Raw genomic sequence first — 13,751 nt, forward strand, 5'->3', positions numbered from 1 at the left:
TCCTTATTTTTTATAGTAAATTCAGTACTTTTTCTACTTTAATCCCTTTTTCTTGTAAAGAACGAAGGCGATTTACGACATCCATAATTTCTTTATCAAAAGTAACGCTAATACCTTGGCTTTGTAATTCTTCTTTTAAATTTTCAATAGAATCATCTATATCGATGCCAAGCTCGTAATCTTGACATACTTCAATTGTCTTTTTCACAAGTTTTACATAATTTTCTTGTAGTTTTGAGTTTGTTTCAGCCGCAGTTGTTTGTTTCGGCTTTGTAGGCATAACCGTAACTGTTTCTTTCTTTGCGACTGGAGTAGGTACTTCATTTTTTATAGGTGCTGGTTTAGGTGCCGCTACAACTGTTTCTGAACGCACTGGTTTAGGTGCTGGTGCCGGAATAGGTTTAGGCGTTGCAACAGGTTCCTCAACACGTGTAATAGGTTTAGGTGACGCTGTAACTACCTTTGGTGCCTCTACGACTACTTCCTTCTTTGGCGCAGCTTCTACTGGTGTTATTTCTTGTTCTGCAGCTTCTTTATTTTCTTTGCTCCACATAACGCGTTCAATTTCTAGAGAAACATTATTTTTGTTCATTGCTGTTAATGTAACTTTACCAACTTCAGCGTTTCCAGTGAAATCAACAATTTTATAAATGACACTCTTGTTCCAATCCACGTTTCCGCTCAAAAATAATTCTTCGTTACATTTCGGCGTTAAGCCCTCGATTTTAATTTCTGCGTTTACACCGTTTTCACTATATACCATAATTAGCGAAGCATTTACATCTTCGTCTGCTAACATTAGTTCACGAACCATTTTGCCGGTGCGTACTTGCGTTTTCTTCTTAAGTGACATCAAATTTCTCCTCTCAAAAATTCAGTAATAATAAAAAAATCGTATAACGAAAAATAATTGCTCACGAAGATTTATGATACCGATAATAAAAGCATCACGTCAACAATTTACGTTAATTATTTTGTATTTTTCTTTTTTTCTTTATGAAATTTTTCAGTTTGTAAAATTAGACAGAAGAAAAACAGCGTTATTAGTGTACTGTTGCTCATACTAAAAGCAGGGGGAAAGTTATATAAAGCTATTTATGCCAAAGGTTGTTTATTTTGAAATACAGGCACTTGAGTAATTATATGATAAGTTTACATGGATGGGTCTAGAAATTTGAGAGACAACATCCCATAATCAGATTCGTGATTTATCTGAAGAGAATGATTTGCAGAAATATCGTAATGCGAAAACGATTGAGTGTATTGGATAGAGTGAATAAGATCGTCTTCGTTACATTACGAAATATTCGCATGTAGATCATTTGTTGGATGCAAAGCATAATGGAAAACACGTTTTCGCTTTGTAGTGAGGTTAGAGGAGACAATAAGGGGATGTATTCACAAAAATTTTCCAAATACTGAAATTCAATATTCCGTATAGGGGAATTTGTACTATACAGATTCTTTTTTTGTTTCAGGGCATTTGATCGGTTCGACTCTTGTCATGATACCCTTTCTGGTGTATCATTTTATTGATTGCTTCGTGCGGAAAATATAAAATGAAATTGGATGGAGGAAACCGATGCCTACCCCTAGTATGGAAGATTATATTGAACAAATTTATTTGTTGATTGATGAAAAGGGATATGCCCGCGTGTCTGATATTGCTGAAGCGCTTAGTGTACATCCATCCTCTGTAACGAAAATGGTACAAAAATTAGATAAAGATGAGTATCTAATTTATGAAAAATATAGAGGGCTTGTATTAACAACAAAAGGGAAAAAAATCGGGGAGCGTCTTGTATATCGTCATGAGTTATTAGAACAATTTATGCGTATTATCGGTGTGGATGAAAGTAAGATTTATAATGATGTAGAAGGAATTGAACATCATTTAAGTTGGGAAGCTATTGACCGCATTGGTGATTTAGTACAATATTTTGAGCAAGATGAGCTTCGAATTGAAACACTTCGCGGCGTTCAAAAAGCAAATGAAGAGCAGGGAAAGTAAAGGGAACGAAGTGCGTTTCCTTTTTTGTTTAGAAAAGGAAATTCCTTTATTTAAATTGAATATATAGAGATGTGAAAAATCGTTTTGTAAAAGGTGGGATAGGAATGAAAGCAATTATTTTTGACTTTGATGGATTAATTGTAGATACAGAGACAATTTGGTTCCAATCTTTTCAGGAAGTGATTCACGAATATGGTGGTGAGTTACCTCTAGAAGAGTTTGCGAAATGTATTGGAACAACAGATGAAGTACTTTATACATATATTGAACAACAATTGAAAGAGCAATTTAATAAAAAATTGCTAAAAGAAAAAGTTTCGGCGTTACATCAAGAGAAAATGAAAATACCAGTCGTTCGTGATGGTGTGAAAGAATATTTAGAAGAAGCAAAAAGTCTTGGAGTAAAAATTGGTTTAGCTTCTAGTTCTTCAAGAAAGTGGGTTATCGGATTTTTAGAAGATTTAGGGATTCGAGAGTATTTTGAAGTTATTAAAACAAAAGAAGATGTTGAGAAAGTAAAACCGGATCCAGCACTGTATAAGGCAGCTATTGAAGAATTGAAAGTTGATGCATCAGAAGCTGTTGTGTTTGAGGATTCAGTGAATGGATTGAAAGCAGCGATTGCAGCGGAATTAAAATGTGTCGTTGTTCCTAATGAAGTTACAAAGACTTTGCAGTTTGAAAATCACCATCTTCGCTTAGGGAGTATGAAAGAAAAGAGTTTAACAGAAGTGCTTCAATATGTGAGAGAGCATAAATGAAAAAAGACCGCATTTCCTAAAAGGAAGCGCGGTCTTTCTTTTTATTTTTTTTACCCTCAATCACGGTTAAATGGGATTGTTTTCGCTTCCGCTTTAACAATGATGAATTGCTTTTCTTAACTTTGTCATCAGAAGCATTTCGTTTTAATAAAGAATTGCTTAGGGGTGCTACATTTTGTTTTCCGTATTTTCGGTTCGATTGTTTCGCAGCACGCTTATAAGAGTTTTGCGAATTGGCGGAACCGCTGGAATTTGTAAACATTTTATATAATACATAAAAGACACCAACAACAAGTAACATGATGACAATGTTTTTAACCATTCCATATGGATCAGTAATTGCAGATGATACGAGACCAAATATTGCTAGCCCAATAATAAGTACGAATAAAGCGAACGTAAACGAACGACCGTTCATAGGGAACACCTCCTAAATAACATATATTAAAATTAGTATATTAGCGACAAGGAAAGGAGTTGAGTACCATTTTAAAAAATTATTATTGTTTTTTCTCCAAACGTAATAATTCTTCAAAGGATGCAATCGCAACTTCAACTTGATCATCTTCTGGTTCTTTTGTTGTTAATAGTTGCAGCCATAATCCTGGGTATCCTAATACACGTAAGATTGGAATATCTCGTAATCGATTTGTAAACTGTAAGACTTCAAAAGAAATACCTAGAACAACTGGAATTAATAGAATTCGGTTTACGACTCTGACCCAAAGCGGATCAGTTGGAACAAGAAAGTAGACAAACATTCCGATAATGACTGTAAATATAATGAAACTACTACCACAACGATAATGAAGGCGAGTTTGTTTTTGGACATTTGCTACTGTCAGCGGAAGATTGTTTTCATAAGCGTTGATAACCTTGTGTTCCGCACCGTGATATTGAAACACACGCTTAATGATCGGAGTTAGGGACACAATATATATATAGCTCAGTAAAAGGATGAGCTTAATGATGCTTTCGACAATAATTTGCCCAGTGTGAGATGGGAAAAATGGTCTTGTCAATTCTGCTAAAAGTGCGGGAACTGCTGTGAAAATAACTTTACCGAATATGAACGATAAGACACCGACTGCGGCTACTCCTAATATCATCGTTAATTTGGATTGTTCTTCTTGTTTGTTTACAAGCTGTTCATCGTCTTCAGGATGAACGTCAAATCGTTCTGAAGCAAAGTTTAAGTGCTTTGCTCCATTAGCACTTGCATCAATGATAGCGGCGATACCACGTAGAAATGGAATCTTCTTTAGCGTAGATAATACTTTATTCTGCACACGTCGTAGTCGATAAAATTCGATTGATTTATCTTTACGACGAACCGCTGTAACAGTATATTCTCTACCACCAAACATAACTCCTTCTATGACCGCTTGCCCACCGTATATTTGTTTTGTCTCCTCTGCCATGTTAACACCAACCTGTATTTGTTTCTCTCTTATGTAGAAAAGAGGCAATTGTCACACTTGGTTCTGTCATTGTGAGATTTGACAATCACCGAGTTTCCTTTATTTTATCGACAAACACAAGCTGCTGACAAGAAAAATTGTTGCAGGAGCCAGACATTTCTTATTCTTTTTATAGACAAAATTCGCATGATTTAAACATGCTTCAAAATAGTTTCGGACATACTAGTAAGCGGAGGTGTTGATGTGAAGCAAGAACAATCAGGAATAAATAAATTTGTACAGATTGGTTTGTTTGGCGGTTTTTTTTGGGGAAGTATATGGTATTTTCTTCATGTTTTTTCATTTACAGAAGCTGGACCAAACTATTTGCTTTTACCATTTGCGTTTGGATCATGGAAAGAAGGCGTTTGGGGAAATGTATTAGGTATTGTCTGTATTGGGATTCTCTCTATTTTGGTGGCCTTTCTCTATAAGGTTCTTTTTAAAAGATTTGAAGGGATACTACCTGGGATCATTTATGGTTTCTTTTGGTGGAGTATTTTATTTTTGGGGCTAGGTTCTATTGCACCTGTTATAAAAAATGCACTTCATTTACCAAAAGAAACAATTGTCACAACGATATGTATTTTTATTTTATATGGTGTATTTATCACATATTCTGTTTCGTTTGAAGCGAACAACATGAATCAAGGGGAAGGGGCAGAGTAGACAAACTATTCAAATAAGTGACTCCTGTGTTAAAATGTTGTATAGACATTTTTATATTAAGGAGTTTACAAATATGAAAAGATTACTCCTCGTTAACGGTCCTAATCTAAATCGCCTTGGTGTCCGAGAGGTGAATGTATATGGGAAAGGAACGTTAGCGACACTTGAAACAGAGATGAAGCAAGAAGCAGAGAAATTGGGAGTGGAGTTAGAATGTTTTCAATCGAATCATGAAGGTGTTCTTATTGACATCATTCATGAGGCCGATGACATATATGAAGGAATCATTCTAAATCCAGGAGCATTTACGCATTATAGCTATGCGATTCGGGATGCGATTGCGAGCATTTCGATTCCGGTTATTGAAGTACATATTTCCAACATACACCAGCGCGAATCGTTTCGCCATGAATCTGTGACGGCAGCTGCCACTACAGGACAAATTGTTGGATTTGGTTTTTATGGCTATAAGTTAGCGTTATTTGCATTAATGGAGAAACTTAGGGAGGCATAAAACTGATGGAAAAGATCACGAAGTTAAGAAGTGCATTTGATGAAGCTGGTATTGATGGTATTTTATTAACGAATGAATATAGTCGTAGATATATGACGAACTTTACAGGGACAGCTGGTGTTGTACTTATTTCTAACGATCGTGCTTTATTTATTACAGATTTCCGCTATGTAGAGCAAGCTAGTAAACAAGCTGTTAGTTATGAGATTGTACAACATACAGGACTAATTCTGGATGAAGTTGCGAAACAAGTGAAAAACTTGGGGATTCAAAAGCTTGGCTTTGAGCAAGATGATCTTACATATAGCTCTTATACAGCACATAAAGAAGCCGTTGAAGCGGAATTTGTTCCAACTTCTGGGCTTGTAGAAAAGTTACGCTTGATTAAGACGGATTCAGAGATTAAGATATTAAAGGAAGCTGCACAGATTGCAGATGCTGCCTTTGAACATATTCTATCATTCATTCGCCCAGGCGTATCTGAAATTGAAGTGTCAAATGAACTTGAATTTTTCATGAGAAAACAAGGAGCAACATCTTCTTCGTTTGATATTATCGTTGCTTCAGGACTTCGTTCAGCACTGCCGCATGGTGTGGCATCTGAAAAAGTGATAGAAAAAGGAGATTTCGTAACATTAGACTTCGGTGCTTATTATAAAGGATATTGCTCTGATATTACACGTACGATTGCAGTCGGCGAACCATCTGATAAATTAAAAGAAATTTATAATGTCGTTTTAGAAGCGCAAATCCGTGGTGTAAACGGCATTAAAGCTGGTTTAACTGGTCGTGAAGCAGATGCATTAACACGTGACTACATAACGGAAAAAGGATACGGTGAATATTTTGGGCATTCTACTGGTCATGGAGTGGGTCTTGAGATTCATGAAGCACCAGGTTTAGCGTTCCGCTCTGAAACGGTACTTGAGCCTGGTATGGCTGTAACAGTAGAGCCAGGTATTTATATTCCAGGTGTTGGTGGTGTGCGTATCGAGGACGATATCATCATAACAAGTGAAGGTAATGAAGTAATCACGAAGTCTCCGAAAGAACTTATTATTTTGTAATACACAGGAGGATTTTTTGCATGATTTCAGTAAATGATTTTCGTACAGGTTTAACAATTTCAGTGGACAATGGCCTTTGGCAAGTTCTAGATTTCCAACACGTAAAGCCAGGTAAAGGTGCTGCGTTCGTTCGTTCTAAATTACGTAACCTTCGCACAGGTTCTGTTCAAGAAAAAACATTCCGTGCAGGTGAAAAGGTAGAAAAAGCACATATCGAAAACCGTCGTATGCAATACTTATACGCGAGCGGTGAGTCTCACGTATTCATGGATAACGGAACTTATGAGCAAATCGAACTTGGTGAAACTCAAATCGAGCGCGAGCTAAAATTCTTAAAAGAAAATATGGAAGTAGCTATTATGACATACCAAGGCGAAGTACTTGGGGTTGAACTTCCAAATACTGTAGAGTTAAAAGTTGTTGAAACAGAGCCAGGTATTAAAGGTGACACAGCTTCTAACGTAACAAAACCAGCTACATTAGAAACTGGTCTTGTTGTACAAGTACCAATCTTCATTAACGAAGGCGAAATGCTGATCATCAACACAGGTGAAGGTAAATACGTTTCTCGTGCATAGTTAGAAAAAGCACTCGTGATCATCACGAGTGCTTTTTCTATATGAAATAAGGTAAGTAATAAATAACACTTATAATAAGGCTAATCACTACAAGAATGGATGTTCCGAATGTGAAAGGATTCCAATTGATCTGAAATGGCCTTATTTCTCCTGTCTCTACGCCAGTCATTCCCTTATATACTGCGTGATCCATATTCGCATTGCGGTTCATATTTAAAGTAGTGAGCCAAGAAACTCCAAATATACTCAGACTACTTAGGAAGAATACCTCCATAAATGACCAATCTACTATTTTAGAAAATAAAAAAATACCGATTACTTCCAATATAATTATGTAAAGAGCACGCATAAGGTTCATTCTAATCACCTCTCTATTTTTTAAAAGTAACTTCCTTATCAGCATCAATCATTTTGTTGTAACCACCTTAAAAAATTTTTTCGAGATACGGCATGTAGTACACAAGGAACTTTTGTTTCTTATTCTAATAAAGCGTGTTCCTTTGGGAATTGCTCCTCCATATGTAATGAAATATAAGGTAACTTTTCCTGCGCTTTTAAAGAACGAACATTCGCCGTTTTTGCACCGGAAAATACATATATAAGATCTAATTCTTCAAATGCAATTTTAAATATTTCTTTTTTAGCAGCCTCATTGTAACCTTGCCCCCAATAAGGATAACCGAGCCAACTACCAATATGAGATGTCTTTTTTTGGTGATCAATATGTTTGAGAGAAGTAATGCCAATTATTTCTTTTTTTCATTGACAATTATTCTGGATAGAGATTTCCCTTTTCGTTCTTCTTTCATTGCAAAACGAATAAATGCTTTTGTATCCTCGGGGGTATCTACTTTTATTCCTAGGGGCGTCCTTCACATGTGCATCACCTGATAAAGTAAAAAGGATTTCTGCATATTGTAAATCCAGTGGTACTAATGTTACGTGTTACATTCCCCCGCCCTCCTTCTTGCATTTAGTATAACATAAGTAGATGTGAATATTCGGAATTTTATGGAATTTAATACAGAAAATATGTTTTTACTTCTGAAATAGACAACCTCTGCATATGGTTGTACAAATATGATCTTTCAGCCTAAAGATTTTGTCAGCTATTTGTAAAGGAATTGTTAGGAGAGAGGGTGGGAGAATGAAACAGTGGCTGGCGGCAATGGAAACATCCGTGCTTGTCATGGGTTTGCTTCGGTTGTTTTCAGGTAGCGCGGAAATATTCGCCGCTTTGCTTATGCTCTATGTGAATGATGCAAAAAAAGCATTGTTTATAAATGGTATGTTGGCATTTGTTGGACCGACTGTATTAATTTTAACGATGTCAATTGGAATTGCGAGCGTTGCGAGTGAGATTTCTTTTTTAAAGCTTTTTTTTCTCGCTCTTGGAATAGGCTGCATTTTTATTGCGGTGTTGAAATAGTAAGTCAAGTATGGTGGGGAGAATCCTATGAAAGAAGTATTAGAGGTTTTACCAAAAACGATGAGACAGTTCATTGAGGGCTGTGAACAATATAGCAAGTTAGAAGAAATCCGAGTTCGAATCGGAAGGCCACTTGAGTGTATTGCACATGGAGAAGTGTTCTTTTCTGACTATATTGTTACAGCAGAGGATGCTATCTACTTGTTGAATAAGCTGAGTCAATATTCCATTTATACGATGGAAGAGGAGTTGAAGCGCGGATATGTTACCTTGCGCGGTGGACACAGAATTGGCTTAGCTGGAAAAGTAATTACTGAGAAAAGTGCAGTGAAAATGATTCGGGATGTGTCGTCATTTAATATTCGGATTGCACGTCAAAAAATTGGAATTGCTGAGCCGCTTCTGCCCTATTTGTATGATACACGTTGGCTAAATACGATGGTAATTGGGCCGCCACAAACAGGGAAAACGACACTTCTAAGGGATGTTGCACGTTGTATGAGCCAAGGGGTTCGTTCTCATGAAATTCCATCTTGTAAAGTTGGGATTGTTGATGAGCGTTCGGAAATTGCCGGATGTGTAAAAGGGATTCCGCAATATGAATTTGGTCCGCGTGTTGATGTATTGGATGCATGCCCGAAAGCAGAAGGAATGATGATGATGATTCGTTCCATGAGCCCGGATATATTAATAGTGGATGAAATTGGGCGTATAGAAGATAGTGAAGCAATTATGGAGGCGGTCCATGCAGGTGTTCAGCTTTTTATAAGTGCTCATGGATTTTCTTTTGATGATGTAATGAAAAGGCCATCTTTAAAGGGTGTGATGGAACTTGGTGTGTTTGATCGCTTTATTGAACTATCGAAAGCAAAGGGGCCTGGAACAGTTGCTCAAGTAAAGGATAAAGATGGAAAACCGGTTCAAAAACGAGGGAAGGTTCAAAGTGTATGGTAAAAATCTTTGGTGCGGTGTTAATTGTAGCGGTTACCACTTTTTTTGGTTTATCGTACGCTAAGAGGTATAGTGAACGCCCACGTCAACTTAGGCTTTTAAAGGCAGCACTGCAATCGCTAGAAGCTGAAATCATGTATGGACATACGCCTTTATCAGAAGCGGCAGAGCGTTTAGTTAAACAAATGCCCAAGCCTTTAAATTGGATATTTCAAAGTTTTTCAAAGCGATTAGATAGCGGTGAGCAAACAGTTAGAGATGCTTGGCTTGATAGTTTGCAAGAAAATTGGAAGCTCACTGCATTTAAACAAACTGAATATGAGATTTTACAACAATTTGGTGAAACATTAGGACAGCATGACCGTGAATCGCAGCAAAAACATATTCGCTTATGTATTACACATTTAGAAAGAGAAGAGGGTGAAGCGAAAGCGCTACAATTTCAATATGAAAAGATGATAAAGAGTTTGGGTGTATTAGCAGGGCTACTTATCGTAATTTTACTGCTATAGGGGGGAAGGGCGATGTCCATCGATGTTGGATTAATATTTCAAATCGCCGGAATCGGCATTGTTTTAGCTTTCATTCATACAGTACTAAAAGAGTTAAAGCGGGAGGATATTGCAAACTGGGTGATTCTTGTCGGTTTTGTCGTTATTTTATTTCATGTTGCATTTTTAATTAATACTTTGTTTGACAAGATTAAAAGTGTCTTTCTTTTCCAGTAAAGGGGGCGGTTCGAATCGAAATCTTGCAAATTGTCGGATTGGGCCTCGTTGCGACATTTTTAGCAGCTGTGCTAAATCAACATAAATCTAGTATTACTTCTTTATTTATTGTGTTCATTGCGAGTGTAATGTTTCTGCTACTAATTGATCAAATTCATTCCATTCTAAAAATGATTGAGAGAGTTGCAAGTGAGGCGAAAGTGAGCAATGTCTATGTAGAGACGCTGCTGAAGATTATTGGAATTGCCTACATTGCCGAGTTTGGAGCACAAATTACAAAAGATGCTGGTCAAGGTGCAATCGCATCAAAAATTGAACTAGCGGGAAAAATTTTAATTCTTGTTATGGCGATTCCGATTTTAACGGTTGTCATTGAAACCATTCTCGGTTTCTTACCTACCGGATAAGGAGGAGTGAATGTTGCGAAGGCTTGGAAAAAAGCTGCTGTTTGCTTGCTTCCTTTTCTTTTCTTTACCAATTGTTGTACAAGCTTCTCCTATAGAAAAAAACGTCGTAGATCAGCAATTGGATAAGCTTGGGATAGAAGATGTGAAGCAGTATTGGGACGGGCTTGTCACGAAATATGGAGGCTATTTACCAGAAAGCCAAAAGGGAAGCTTTATGGAATTTGTAAAGGGCGAAAAGGAATTTTCGATAAAAGAATGGATGACAGGGCTATTAAAATATTTATTTCATGAGCTTATTGCAAATGGAAAGCTGCTTGGAACGCTTATTATGCTCACAATTTTTAGTGCATTATTACAGTCGTTACAATCTGCTTTTTCAAAGAGTAGTGTGAGTAAAATTGCAGATGCAGTTGTATACATGGTACTAATTATTTTTGCTTTAAATAGTTTTTATGTAGTAATGACATATGCGCGAGAAACGATTCAAACGATGGTAGATTTCATATTGGCGCTACTTCCTATTCTTTTAGCGCTCATAGCGACAGGAGGCGGGGTTGTATCGGTATCATTCTTCCATCCGATTATCATTTTTTTAATGAATACAAGTGGGCTACTTATGAACTATATTGTACTTCCACTTTTATTACTCGCGACCATTTTAAGCATTGTAAGTACAATGAGTGATCAATATAAAGTTACGAAATTGTCCAAGCTCTTGCAAAATGTAAGTGTGGGGATCATTGGTATCTTTCTAACAATTTTTCTAGGCGTATTATCTGTGCAAGGGACAGCAACAGCAGTTGCTGATGGTATTGCTGTTAAAACTGCGAAGTTTGTAACAGGGAACTTTATTCCAGTGGTAGGGCGGATGTTCACAGAAGCGGCAGATACGGTTATTAGTGCTTCTGGATTGTTAAAGAATACGGTAGGGATTATTGGGCTTATTATTTTATGTTTAATTGCAGCTTTTCCAGCCATTCAAATCTTTTGTATTGCATTTATTTATAAATTTGCTGCAGCGGTACTACAGCCGGTTGGTGGAGGGGCTATTATTAAATGTTTAGACATTATTGGGAAAAGTATTATTTATGTATTTGCCTGTTTATCTATCGTATCTTTTATGTTTTTTTTAAGCATTACCATCATTATTGCTGCGGGGAACATTACTCTCATGATGCGATAGGAGGTGACAGATATGCAATTTATTACAGAGTGGATTCGAAATATTATCGTATTTTTACTCTTAGCGACAATGCTTCATCTTATCCTTCCTAACTCGAATTTGCAAAAGTATGTCAAGTTTGTTGTAGGTCTATTGTTAGTTGTATTGATCTTAACGCCGCTATTTAAATTATTGCAAACAGATGTAAATGAAGTGATTGCAAATTTTAATCAAGAAAAATACGTAGCAGATGGATCAATAAAAAATTCAATTGACACAAAGAAAAAAGAAATACAAGCCCTCACACGTGCATATAGTTTAGAAGAGATGGCTGTCAAAATGAAAAAAGAAGTTGGGAAAGAATTTGAGAAAAAGTATGGCGTGACAGTGTCTGAAATAAAAGTAATCGCAGCAGAAACGAAAGAAGAAGTAAAAACAGCAAAGGATATTCAATCTGTTATTGTGACATTAAAAGAAATGGAGCCGAAAAAAAGCGATGCAATTGAAACAGTAAAACCAGTTGAAATTAATACGAAAGAACCACGAGAAACTTCGGAAGAAACAAACATAGAAATGAAAGAGTTTTTTTCAAGCAGGTGGCAACTAGAGGGTAAACAAATCCAAGTTCAAATGGAAGGGAGGACAGGTAGAGTAAATGGACAATAAAGATAAAAATTCGAAATTCTCATTTTTTCGCAACTTATTAAAAGGGGACGAAAAAGACGATAAGGAGAAGGGGAAAAAGGTAACACCGAAGTTTTTACTTGTCCTACTTATACTTGGAATGTTGCTTATGTTTTCTAGTAATTTTTTTCAACCTAAAAAAGAAGAAGTACCTGTGTTTAAAGAAAAGACAAGTCAAGAGACCGAAAAAGAAGTACCGACCTTTGGGCAAAAAAAGAGCGATAATATGTCAGCTGTAGAAAAATATGAAAAAGCGTATGAACAAGAATTGAAAACGGCATTAGAAGATATAACAGGGGTTAAAGATGTGTCTATTGAAGTGAATTTGGATTCATCTGAAGAAAAAATACTAGAAAAAAATATTGTAAAACGATCACAAACAACAGGTGAAACAGATAAAACTGGAGGTAAAAGGCAAGTTGAAGATGAATCTACTGATGAAAAAACAGTGATTATACGCGAAGGTGATAAAGAAACTCCAATTGTACTACGAACAGAGAAACCGAAAGTGCGAGGCGTTCTTGTTGTAGCAAAAGGAGTGGATAATATACAAATTAAAGCGATGGTGAAGGAAGCGGTGACACGTATGCTTGATGTGCCATCACACCGCGTTGCGGTACTACCAAAAAAGAGTTAGGGAGGAAATAAAGTGTTAAAAAAACAAACAGTTTGGTTATTAACAATGCTAAGTTTAGTTGTTGTGTTATCTGTTTATTATGTAACAACGCCTGACAAGATGAACACTGCAACACCAACAGCGGGTGAAAAGGTTGGACAAGAAAAGCAAGGTGTTGAAAAAGAAGTGACGAAAGAAGCAACAAAAGAAACAACAAAAGAAACAACAAAAGAAACATCCAATAAAGAAACAGATAAAAAAGAGGATGGTAAAAAAGAGACAAGTAAAAAAGAAACAAATAAAAAAGAAAGCAATGTATCAGTACAATCAAGTGATGAGAATTTTACAGCCTTACGTATGCAATTGGAGGATCAACGTAGTGCACAAAAAGAAAAATTGCAAGATGTTATGAAATCAGAAAAATCTTCTGCTGAAGAAATAAGTAAAGCAAAAGATGAATTAAACGCAATCGATAAGATGCAGACAAAAGAAGGTTTGCTTGAAACAGTTATTAAATCACAAGGCGGTTATAATGATGCGCTAGTAAGAGCAGATGGAAATGATATTAAAGTAACAGTAAAAGCTGCAAAGCATTCTCAGAAAGAAGCGAATAAGATTATCCAACTTGTTCGAGCTGAGGCGGGATTAAAAGATGTAGGTGTCAAGTTTGACCCAGTTAAATAAAATGTATGATATATCAATAGCAAGAATAAT

20 protein-coding genes and 2 pseudogenes are annotated in these 13,751 nt (G+C 36.3%); 17 read left to right on the forward strand and 5 right to left on the reverse strand.

All coding sequences use genetic code 11. The annotated features are described in order from the left end of the window. Positions 1 to 10: 10 nt before the first annotated feature. Positions 11 to 853 carry a hypothetical protein gene (locus CN288_RS02365; protein WP_026589967.1) on the reverse strand — a complete coding sequence of 281 codons (843 nt, stop codon included), beginning with the start codon at positions 851 to 853 and terminating at the stop codon, positions 11 to 13. A 346-nt stretch (positions 854 to 1,199) separates the two neighbouring features. Between CN288_RS02365 and CN288_RS30150 the strand changes: the two genes are divergently transcribed. The 4 genes and pseudogenes from CN288_RS30150 to CN288_RS02380 all read left to right on the forward strand — a co-directional run bounded on the left by CN288_RS30150 (position 1,200) and on the right by CN288_RS02380 (position 2,772). After that, positions 1,200 to 1,271: a hypothetical protein gene (locus tag CN288_RS30150; protein ID WP_441296542.1), complete on the forward strand. Its 72-nt coding sequence runs from the start codon at positions 1,200 to 1,202 to the stop codon at positions 1,269 to 1,271. Between the two features lie 12 nt (positions 1,272 to 1,283). Continuing rightward, positions 1,284 to 1,358 (forward strand): annotated as a pseudogene (locus CN288_RS30155) (spore photoproduct lyase family protein); the annotation flags it as partial. Between the two features lie 224 nt (positions 1,359 to 1,582). Further along, positions 1,583 to 2,011: a transcriptional regulator MntR gene (mntR, locus tag CN288_RS02375; RefSeq protein WP_026589968.1), complete on the forward strand. Its 429-nt coding sequence runs from the start codon at positions 1,583 to 1,585 to the stop codon at positions 2,009 to 2,011. A 104-nt stretch (positions 2,012 to 2,115) separates the two neighbouring features. Beyond that, positions 2,116 to 2,772 (forward strand): HAD family hydrolase, encoded by a 657-nt coding sequence (locus CN288_RS02380; RefSeq protein ID WP_035414365.1) that lies wholly within the window; start codon positions 2,116 to 2,118, stop codon positions 2,770 to 2,772. A gap of 16 nt (positions 2,773 to 2,788) precedes the next feature. On the opposite strand, the gene CN288_RS02385 is transcribed toward CN288_RS02380, so the two are convergent. Both CN288_RS02385 and CN288_RS02390 read right to left on the reverse strand, forming a co-directional pair. Next, positions 2,789 to 3,190: an SA1362 family protein gene (locus CN288_RS02385; protein WP_026589970.1), complete on the reverse strand. Its 402-nt coding sequence runs from the start codon at positions 3,188 to 3,190 to the stop codon at positions 2,789 to 2,791. Between the two features lie 82 nt (positions 3,191 to 3,272). After that, complete coding sequence (locus CN288_RS02390) at positions 3,273 to 4,193, reverse strand: DUF1385 domain-containing protein (RefSeq protein ID WP_026589971.1); 921 nt, start codon at positions 4,191 to 4,193, stop codon at positions 3,273 to 3,275. Positions 4,194 to 4,436: 243 nt separating this feature from the next. Between CN288_RS02390 and CN288_RS02395 the strand changes: the two genes are divergently transcribed. From CN288_RS02395 to efp, 4 genes are all read left to right on the forward strand, one after another. Next, on the forward strand, positions 4,437 to 4,901 hold the full coding sequence (locus CN288_RS02395) for a YqhR family membrane protein (RefSeq protein WP_026589972.1): 465 nt from the start codon (positions 4,437 to 4,439) through the stop codon (positions 4,899 to 4,901). 73 nt (positions 4,902 to 4,974) lie between these two features. Further along, complete coding sequence (gene aroQ / locus CN288_RS02400; protein WP_026589973.1) at positions 4,975 to 5,415, forward strand: type II 3-dehydroquinate dehydratase; 441 nt, start codon at positions 4,975 to 4,977, stop codon at positions 5,413 to 5,415. A 5-nt stretch (positions 5,416 to 5,420) separates the two neighbouring features. After that, positions 5,421 to 6,482, forward strand: coding sequence for a Xaa-Pro dipeptidase (pepQ, locus tag CN288_RS02405; protein WP_026589974.1), 1,062 nt, complete (start codon positions 5,421 to 5,423; stop codon positions 6,480 to 6,482). A gap of 20 nt (positions 6,483 to 6,502) precedes the next feature. After that, the gene (gene efp, locus CN288_RS02410; RefSeq protein WP_026589975.1) at positions 6,503 to 7,060 is read left to right on the forward strand and encodes an elongation factor P; all 558 of its coding nucleotides are present in this window, start codon (positions 6,503 to 6,505) and stop codon (positions 7,058 to 7,060) included. Positions 7,061 to 7,097: 37 nt separating this feature from the next. Here the strand turns inward: efp and CN288_RS02415 are convergent, their stop codons facing one another. Then, positions 7,098 to 7,409: a hypothetical protein gene (locus tag CN288_RS02415; protein WP_026589976.1), complete on the reverse strand. Its 312-nt coding sequence runs from the start codon at positions 7,407 to 7,409 to the stop codon at positions 7,098 to 7,100. Between the two features lie 53 nt (positions 7,410 to 7,462). Next, positions 7,463 to 7,987, reverse strand: a pseudogene (locus tag CN288_RS28585) (GNAT family N-acetyltransferase). A 220-nt stretch (positions 7,988 to 8,207) separates the two neighbouring features. On the opposite strand from CN288_RS28585, the gene CN288_RS02425 reads away from it, so the two are divergent. From CN288_RS02425 to CN288_RS02465, 9 genes are read left to right on the forward strand one after another with little or no spacing between them, the layout of a single operon-like run. After that, complete coding sequence (locus CN288_RS02425) at positions 8,208 to 8,489, forward strand: YqhV family protein (RefSeq protein WP_026589977.1); 282 nt, start codon at positions 8,208 to 8,210, stop codon at positions 8,487 to 8,489. 27 nt (positions 8,490 to 8,516) lie between these two features. Further along, positions 8,517 to 9,443 carry a stage III sporulation protein AA gene (gene spoIIIAA / locus CN288_RS02430; protein ID WP_098301773.1) on the forward strand — a complete coding sequence of 309 codons (927 nt, stop codon included), beginning with the start codon at positions 8,517 to 8,519 and terminating at the stop codon, positions 9,441 to 9,443. After that, on the forward strand, positions 9,437 to 9,952 hold the full coding sequence (gene spoIIIAB, locus CN288_RS02435) for a stage III sporulation protein SpoIIIAB (protein WP_026589979.1): 516 nt from the start codon (positions 9,437 to 9,439) through the stop codon (positions 9,950 to 9,952). The genes spoIIIAA and spoIIIAB overlap by 7 nt, the downstream gene beginning before the upstream one ends. A 12-nt stretch (positions 9,953 to 9,964) precedes the next feature. Further along, positions 9,965 to 10,168 (forward strand): stage III sporulation protein AC, encoded by a 204-nt coding sequence (gene spoIIIAC / locus CN288_RS02440; RefSeq protein WP_000020914.1) that lies wholly within the window; start codon positions 9,965 to 9,967, stop codon positions 10,166 to 10,168. Between the two features lie 23 nt (positions 10,169 to 10,191). Continuing rightward, positions 10,192 to 10,575: a stage III sporulation protein AD gene (spoIIIAD, locus tag CN288_RS02445; protein WP_081810938.1), complete on the forward strand. Its 384-nt coding sequence runs from the start codon at positions 10,192 to 10,194 to the stop codon at positions 10,573 to 10,575. A gap of 10 nt (positions 10,576 to 10,585) precedes the next feature. Next, positions 10,586 to 11,758: a stage III sporulation protein AE gene (spoIIIAE, locus tag CN288_RS02450; RefSeq protein WP_026589981.1), complete on the forward strand. Its 1,173-nt coding sequence runs from the start codon at positions 10,586 to 10,588 to the stop codon at positions 11,756 to 11,758. A 12-nt stretch (positions 11,759 to 11,770) separates the two neighbouring features. Beyond that, positions 11,771 to 12,403 carry a stage III sporulation protein AF gene (spoIIIAF, locus tag CN288_RS02455; RefSeq protein ID WP_026589982.1) on the forward strand — a complete coding sequence of 211 codons (633 nt, stop codon included), beginning with the start codon at positions 11,771 to 11,773 and terminating at the stop codon, positions 12,401 to 12,403. Then, on the forward strand, positions 12,393 to 13,058 hold the full coding sequence (gene spoIIIAG, locus CN288_RS02460; protein WP_026589983.1) for a stage III sporulation protein AG: 666 nt from the start codon (positions 12,393 to 12,395) through the stop codon (positions 13,056 to 13,058). The genes spoIIIAF and spoIIIAG overlap by 11 nt, the downstream gene beginning before the upstream one ends. 12 nt (positions 13,059 to 13,070) lie before the next feature. Then, positions 13,071 to 13,721, forward strand: coding sequence for a SpoIIIAH-like family protein (locus tag CN288_RS02465; RefSeq protein WP_026589984.1), 651 nt, complete (start codon positions 13,071 to 13,073; stop codon positions 13,719 to 13,721). The last annotated feature ends 30 nt before the right edge of the window (positions 13,722 to 13,751 follow it).

This window comes from Bacillus sp. AFS023182 (genome assembly GCF_002560575.1).
Lineage (GTDB): Bacteria > Bacillota > Bacilli > Bacillales > Bacillaceae_G > Bacillus_A > Bacillus_A arachidis.

What these genes read in the sequence shown, in the direction of transcription:
- efp (WP_026589975.1), top strand. Translation starts at nt 6,503, where the DNA reads ATGATTTCAGTAAATGATTTTCGTACAGGTTTAACAATTTCAGTGGAC.
- CN288_RS02425 (WP_026589977.1), top strand. Translation starts at nt 8,208, where the DNA reads ATGAAACAGTGGCTGGCGGCAATGGAAACATCCGTGCTTGTCATGGGT.
- spoIIIAC (WP_000020914.1), top strand. Translation starts at nt 9,965, where the DNA reads ATGTCCATCGATGTTGGATTAATATTTCAAATCGCCGGAATCGGCATT.
- spoIIIAF (WP_026589982.1), top strand. Translation starts at nt 11,771, where the DNA reads ATGCAATTTATTACAGAGTGGATTCGAAATATTATCGTATTTTTACTC.
- aroQ (WP_026589973.1), top strand. Translation starts at nt 4,975, where the DNA reads ATGAAAAGATTACTCCTCGTTAACGGTCCTAATCTAAATCGCCTTGGT.
- CN288_RS02385 (WP_026589970.1), bottom strand. Translation starts at nt 3,190, where the DNA reads ATGAACGGTCGTTCGTTTACGTTCGCTTTATTCGTACTTATTATTGGG.
- spoIIIAG (WP_026589983.1), top strand. Translation starts at nt 12,393, where the DNA reads ATGGACAATAAAGATAAAAATTCGAAATTCTCATTTTTTCGCAACTTA.
- mntR (WP_026589968.1), top strand. Translation starts at nt 1,583, where the DNA reads ATGCCTACCCCTAGTATGGAAGATTATATTGAACAAATTTATTTGTTG.
- pepQ (WP_026589974.1), top strand. Translation starts at nt 5,421, where the DNA reads ATGGAAAAGATCACGAAGTTAAGAAGTGCATTTGATGAAGCTGGTATT.
- spoIIIAB (WP_026589979.1), top strand. Translation starts at nt 9,437, where the DNA reads ATGGTAAAAATCTTTGGTGCGGTGTTAATTGTAGCGGTTACCACTTTT.
- CN288_RS02380 (WP_035414365.1), top strand. Translation starts at nt 2,116, where the DNA reads ATGAAAGCAATTATTTTTGACTTTGATGGATTAATTGTAGATACAGAG.
- spoIIIAE (WP_026589981.1), top strand. Translation starts at nt 10,586, where the DNA reads ATGTTGCGAAGGCTTGGAAAAAAGCTGCTGTTTGCTTGCTTCCTTTTC.
- CN288_RS02365 (WP_026589967.1), bottom strand. Translation starts at nt 853, where the DNA reads ATGTCACTTAAGAAGAAAACGCAAGTACGCACCGGCAAAATGGTTCGT.
- spoIIIAA (WP_098301773.1), top strand. Translation starts at nt 8,517, where the DNA reads ATGAAAGAAGTATTAGAGGTTTTACCAAAAACGATGAGACAGTTCATT.
- CN288_RS02390 (WP_026589971.1), bottom strand. Translation starts at nt 4,193, where the DNA reads ATGGCAGAGGAGACAAAACAAATATACGGTGGGCAAGCGGTCATAGAA.
- CN288_RS02415 (WP_026589976.1), bottom strand. Translation starts at nt 7,409, where the DNA reads ATGCGTGCTCTTTACATAATTATATTGGAAGTAATCGGTATTTTTTTA.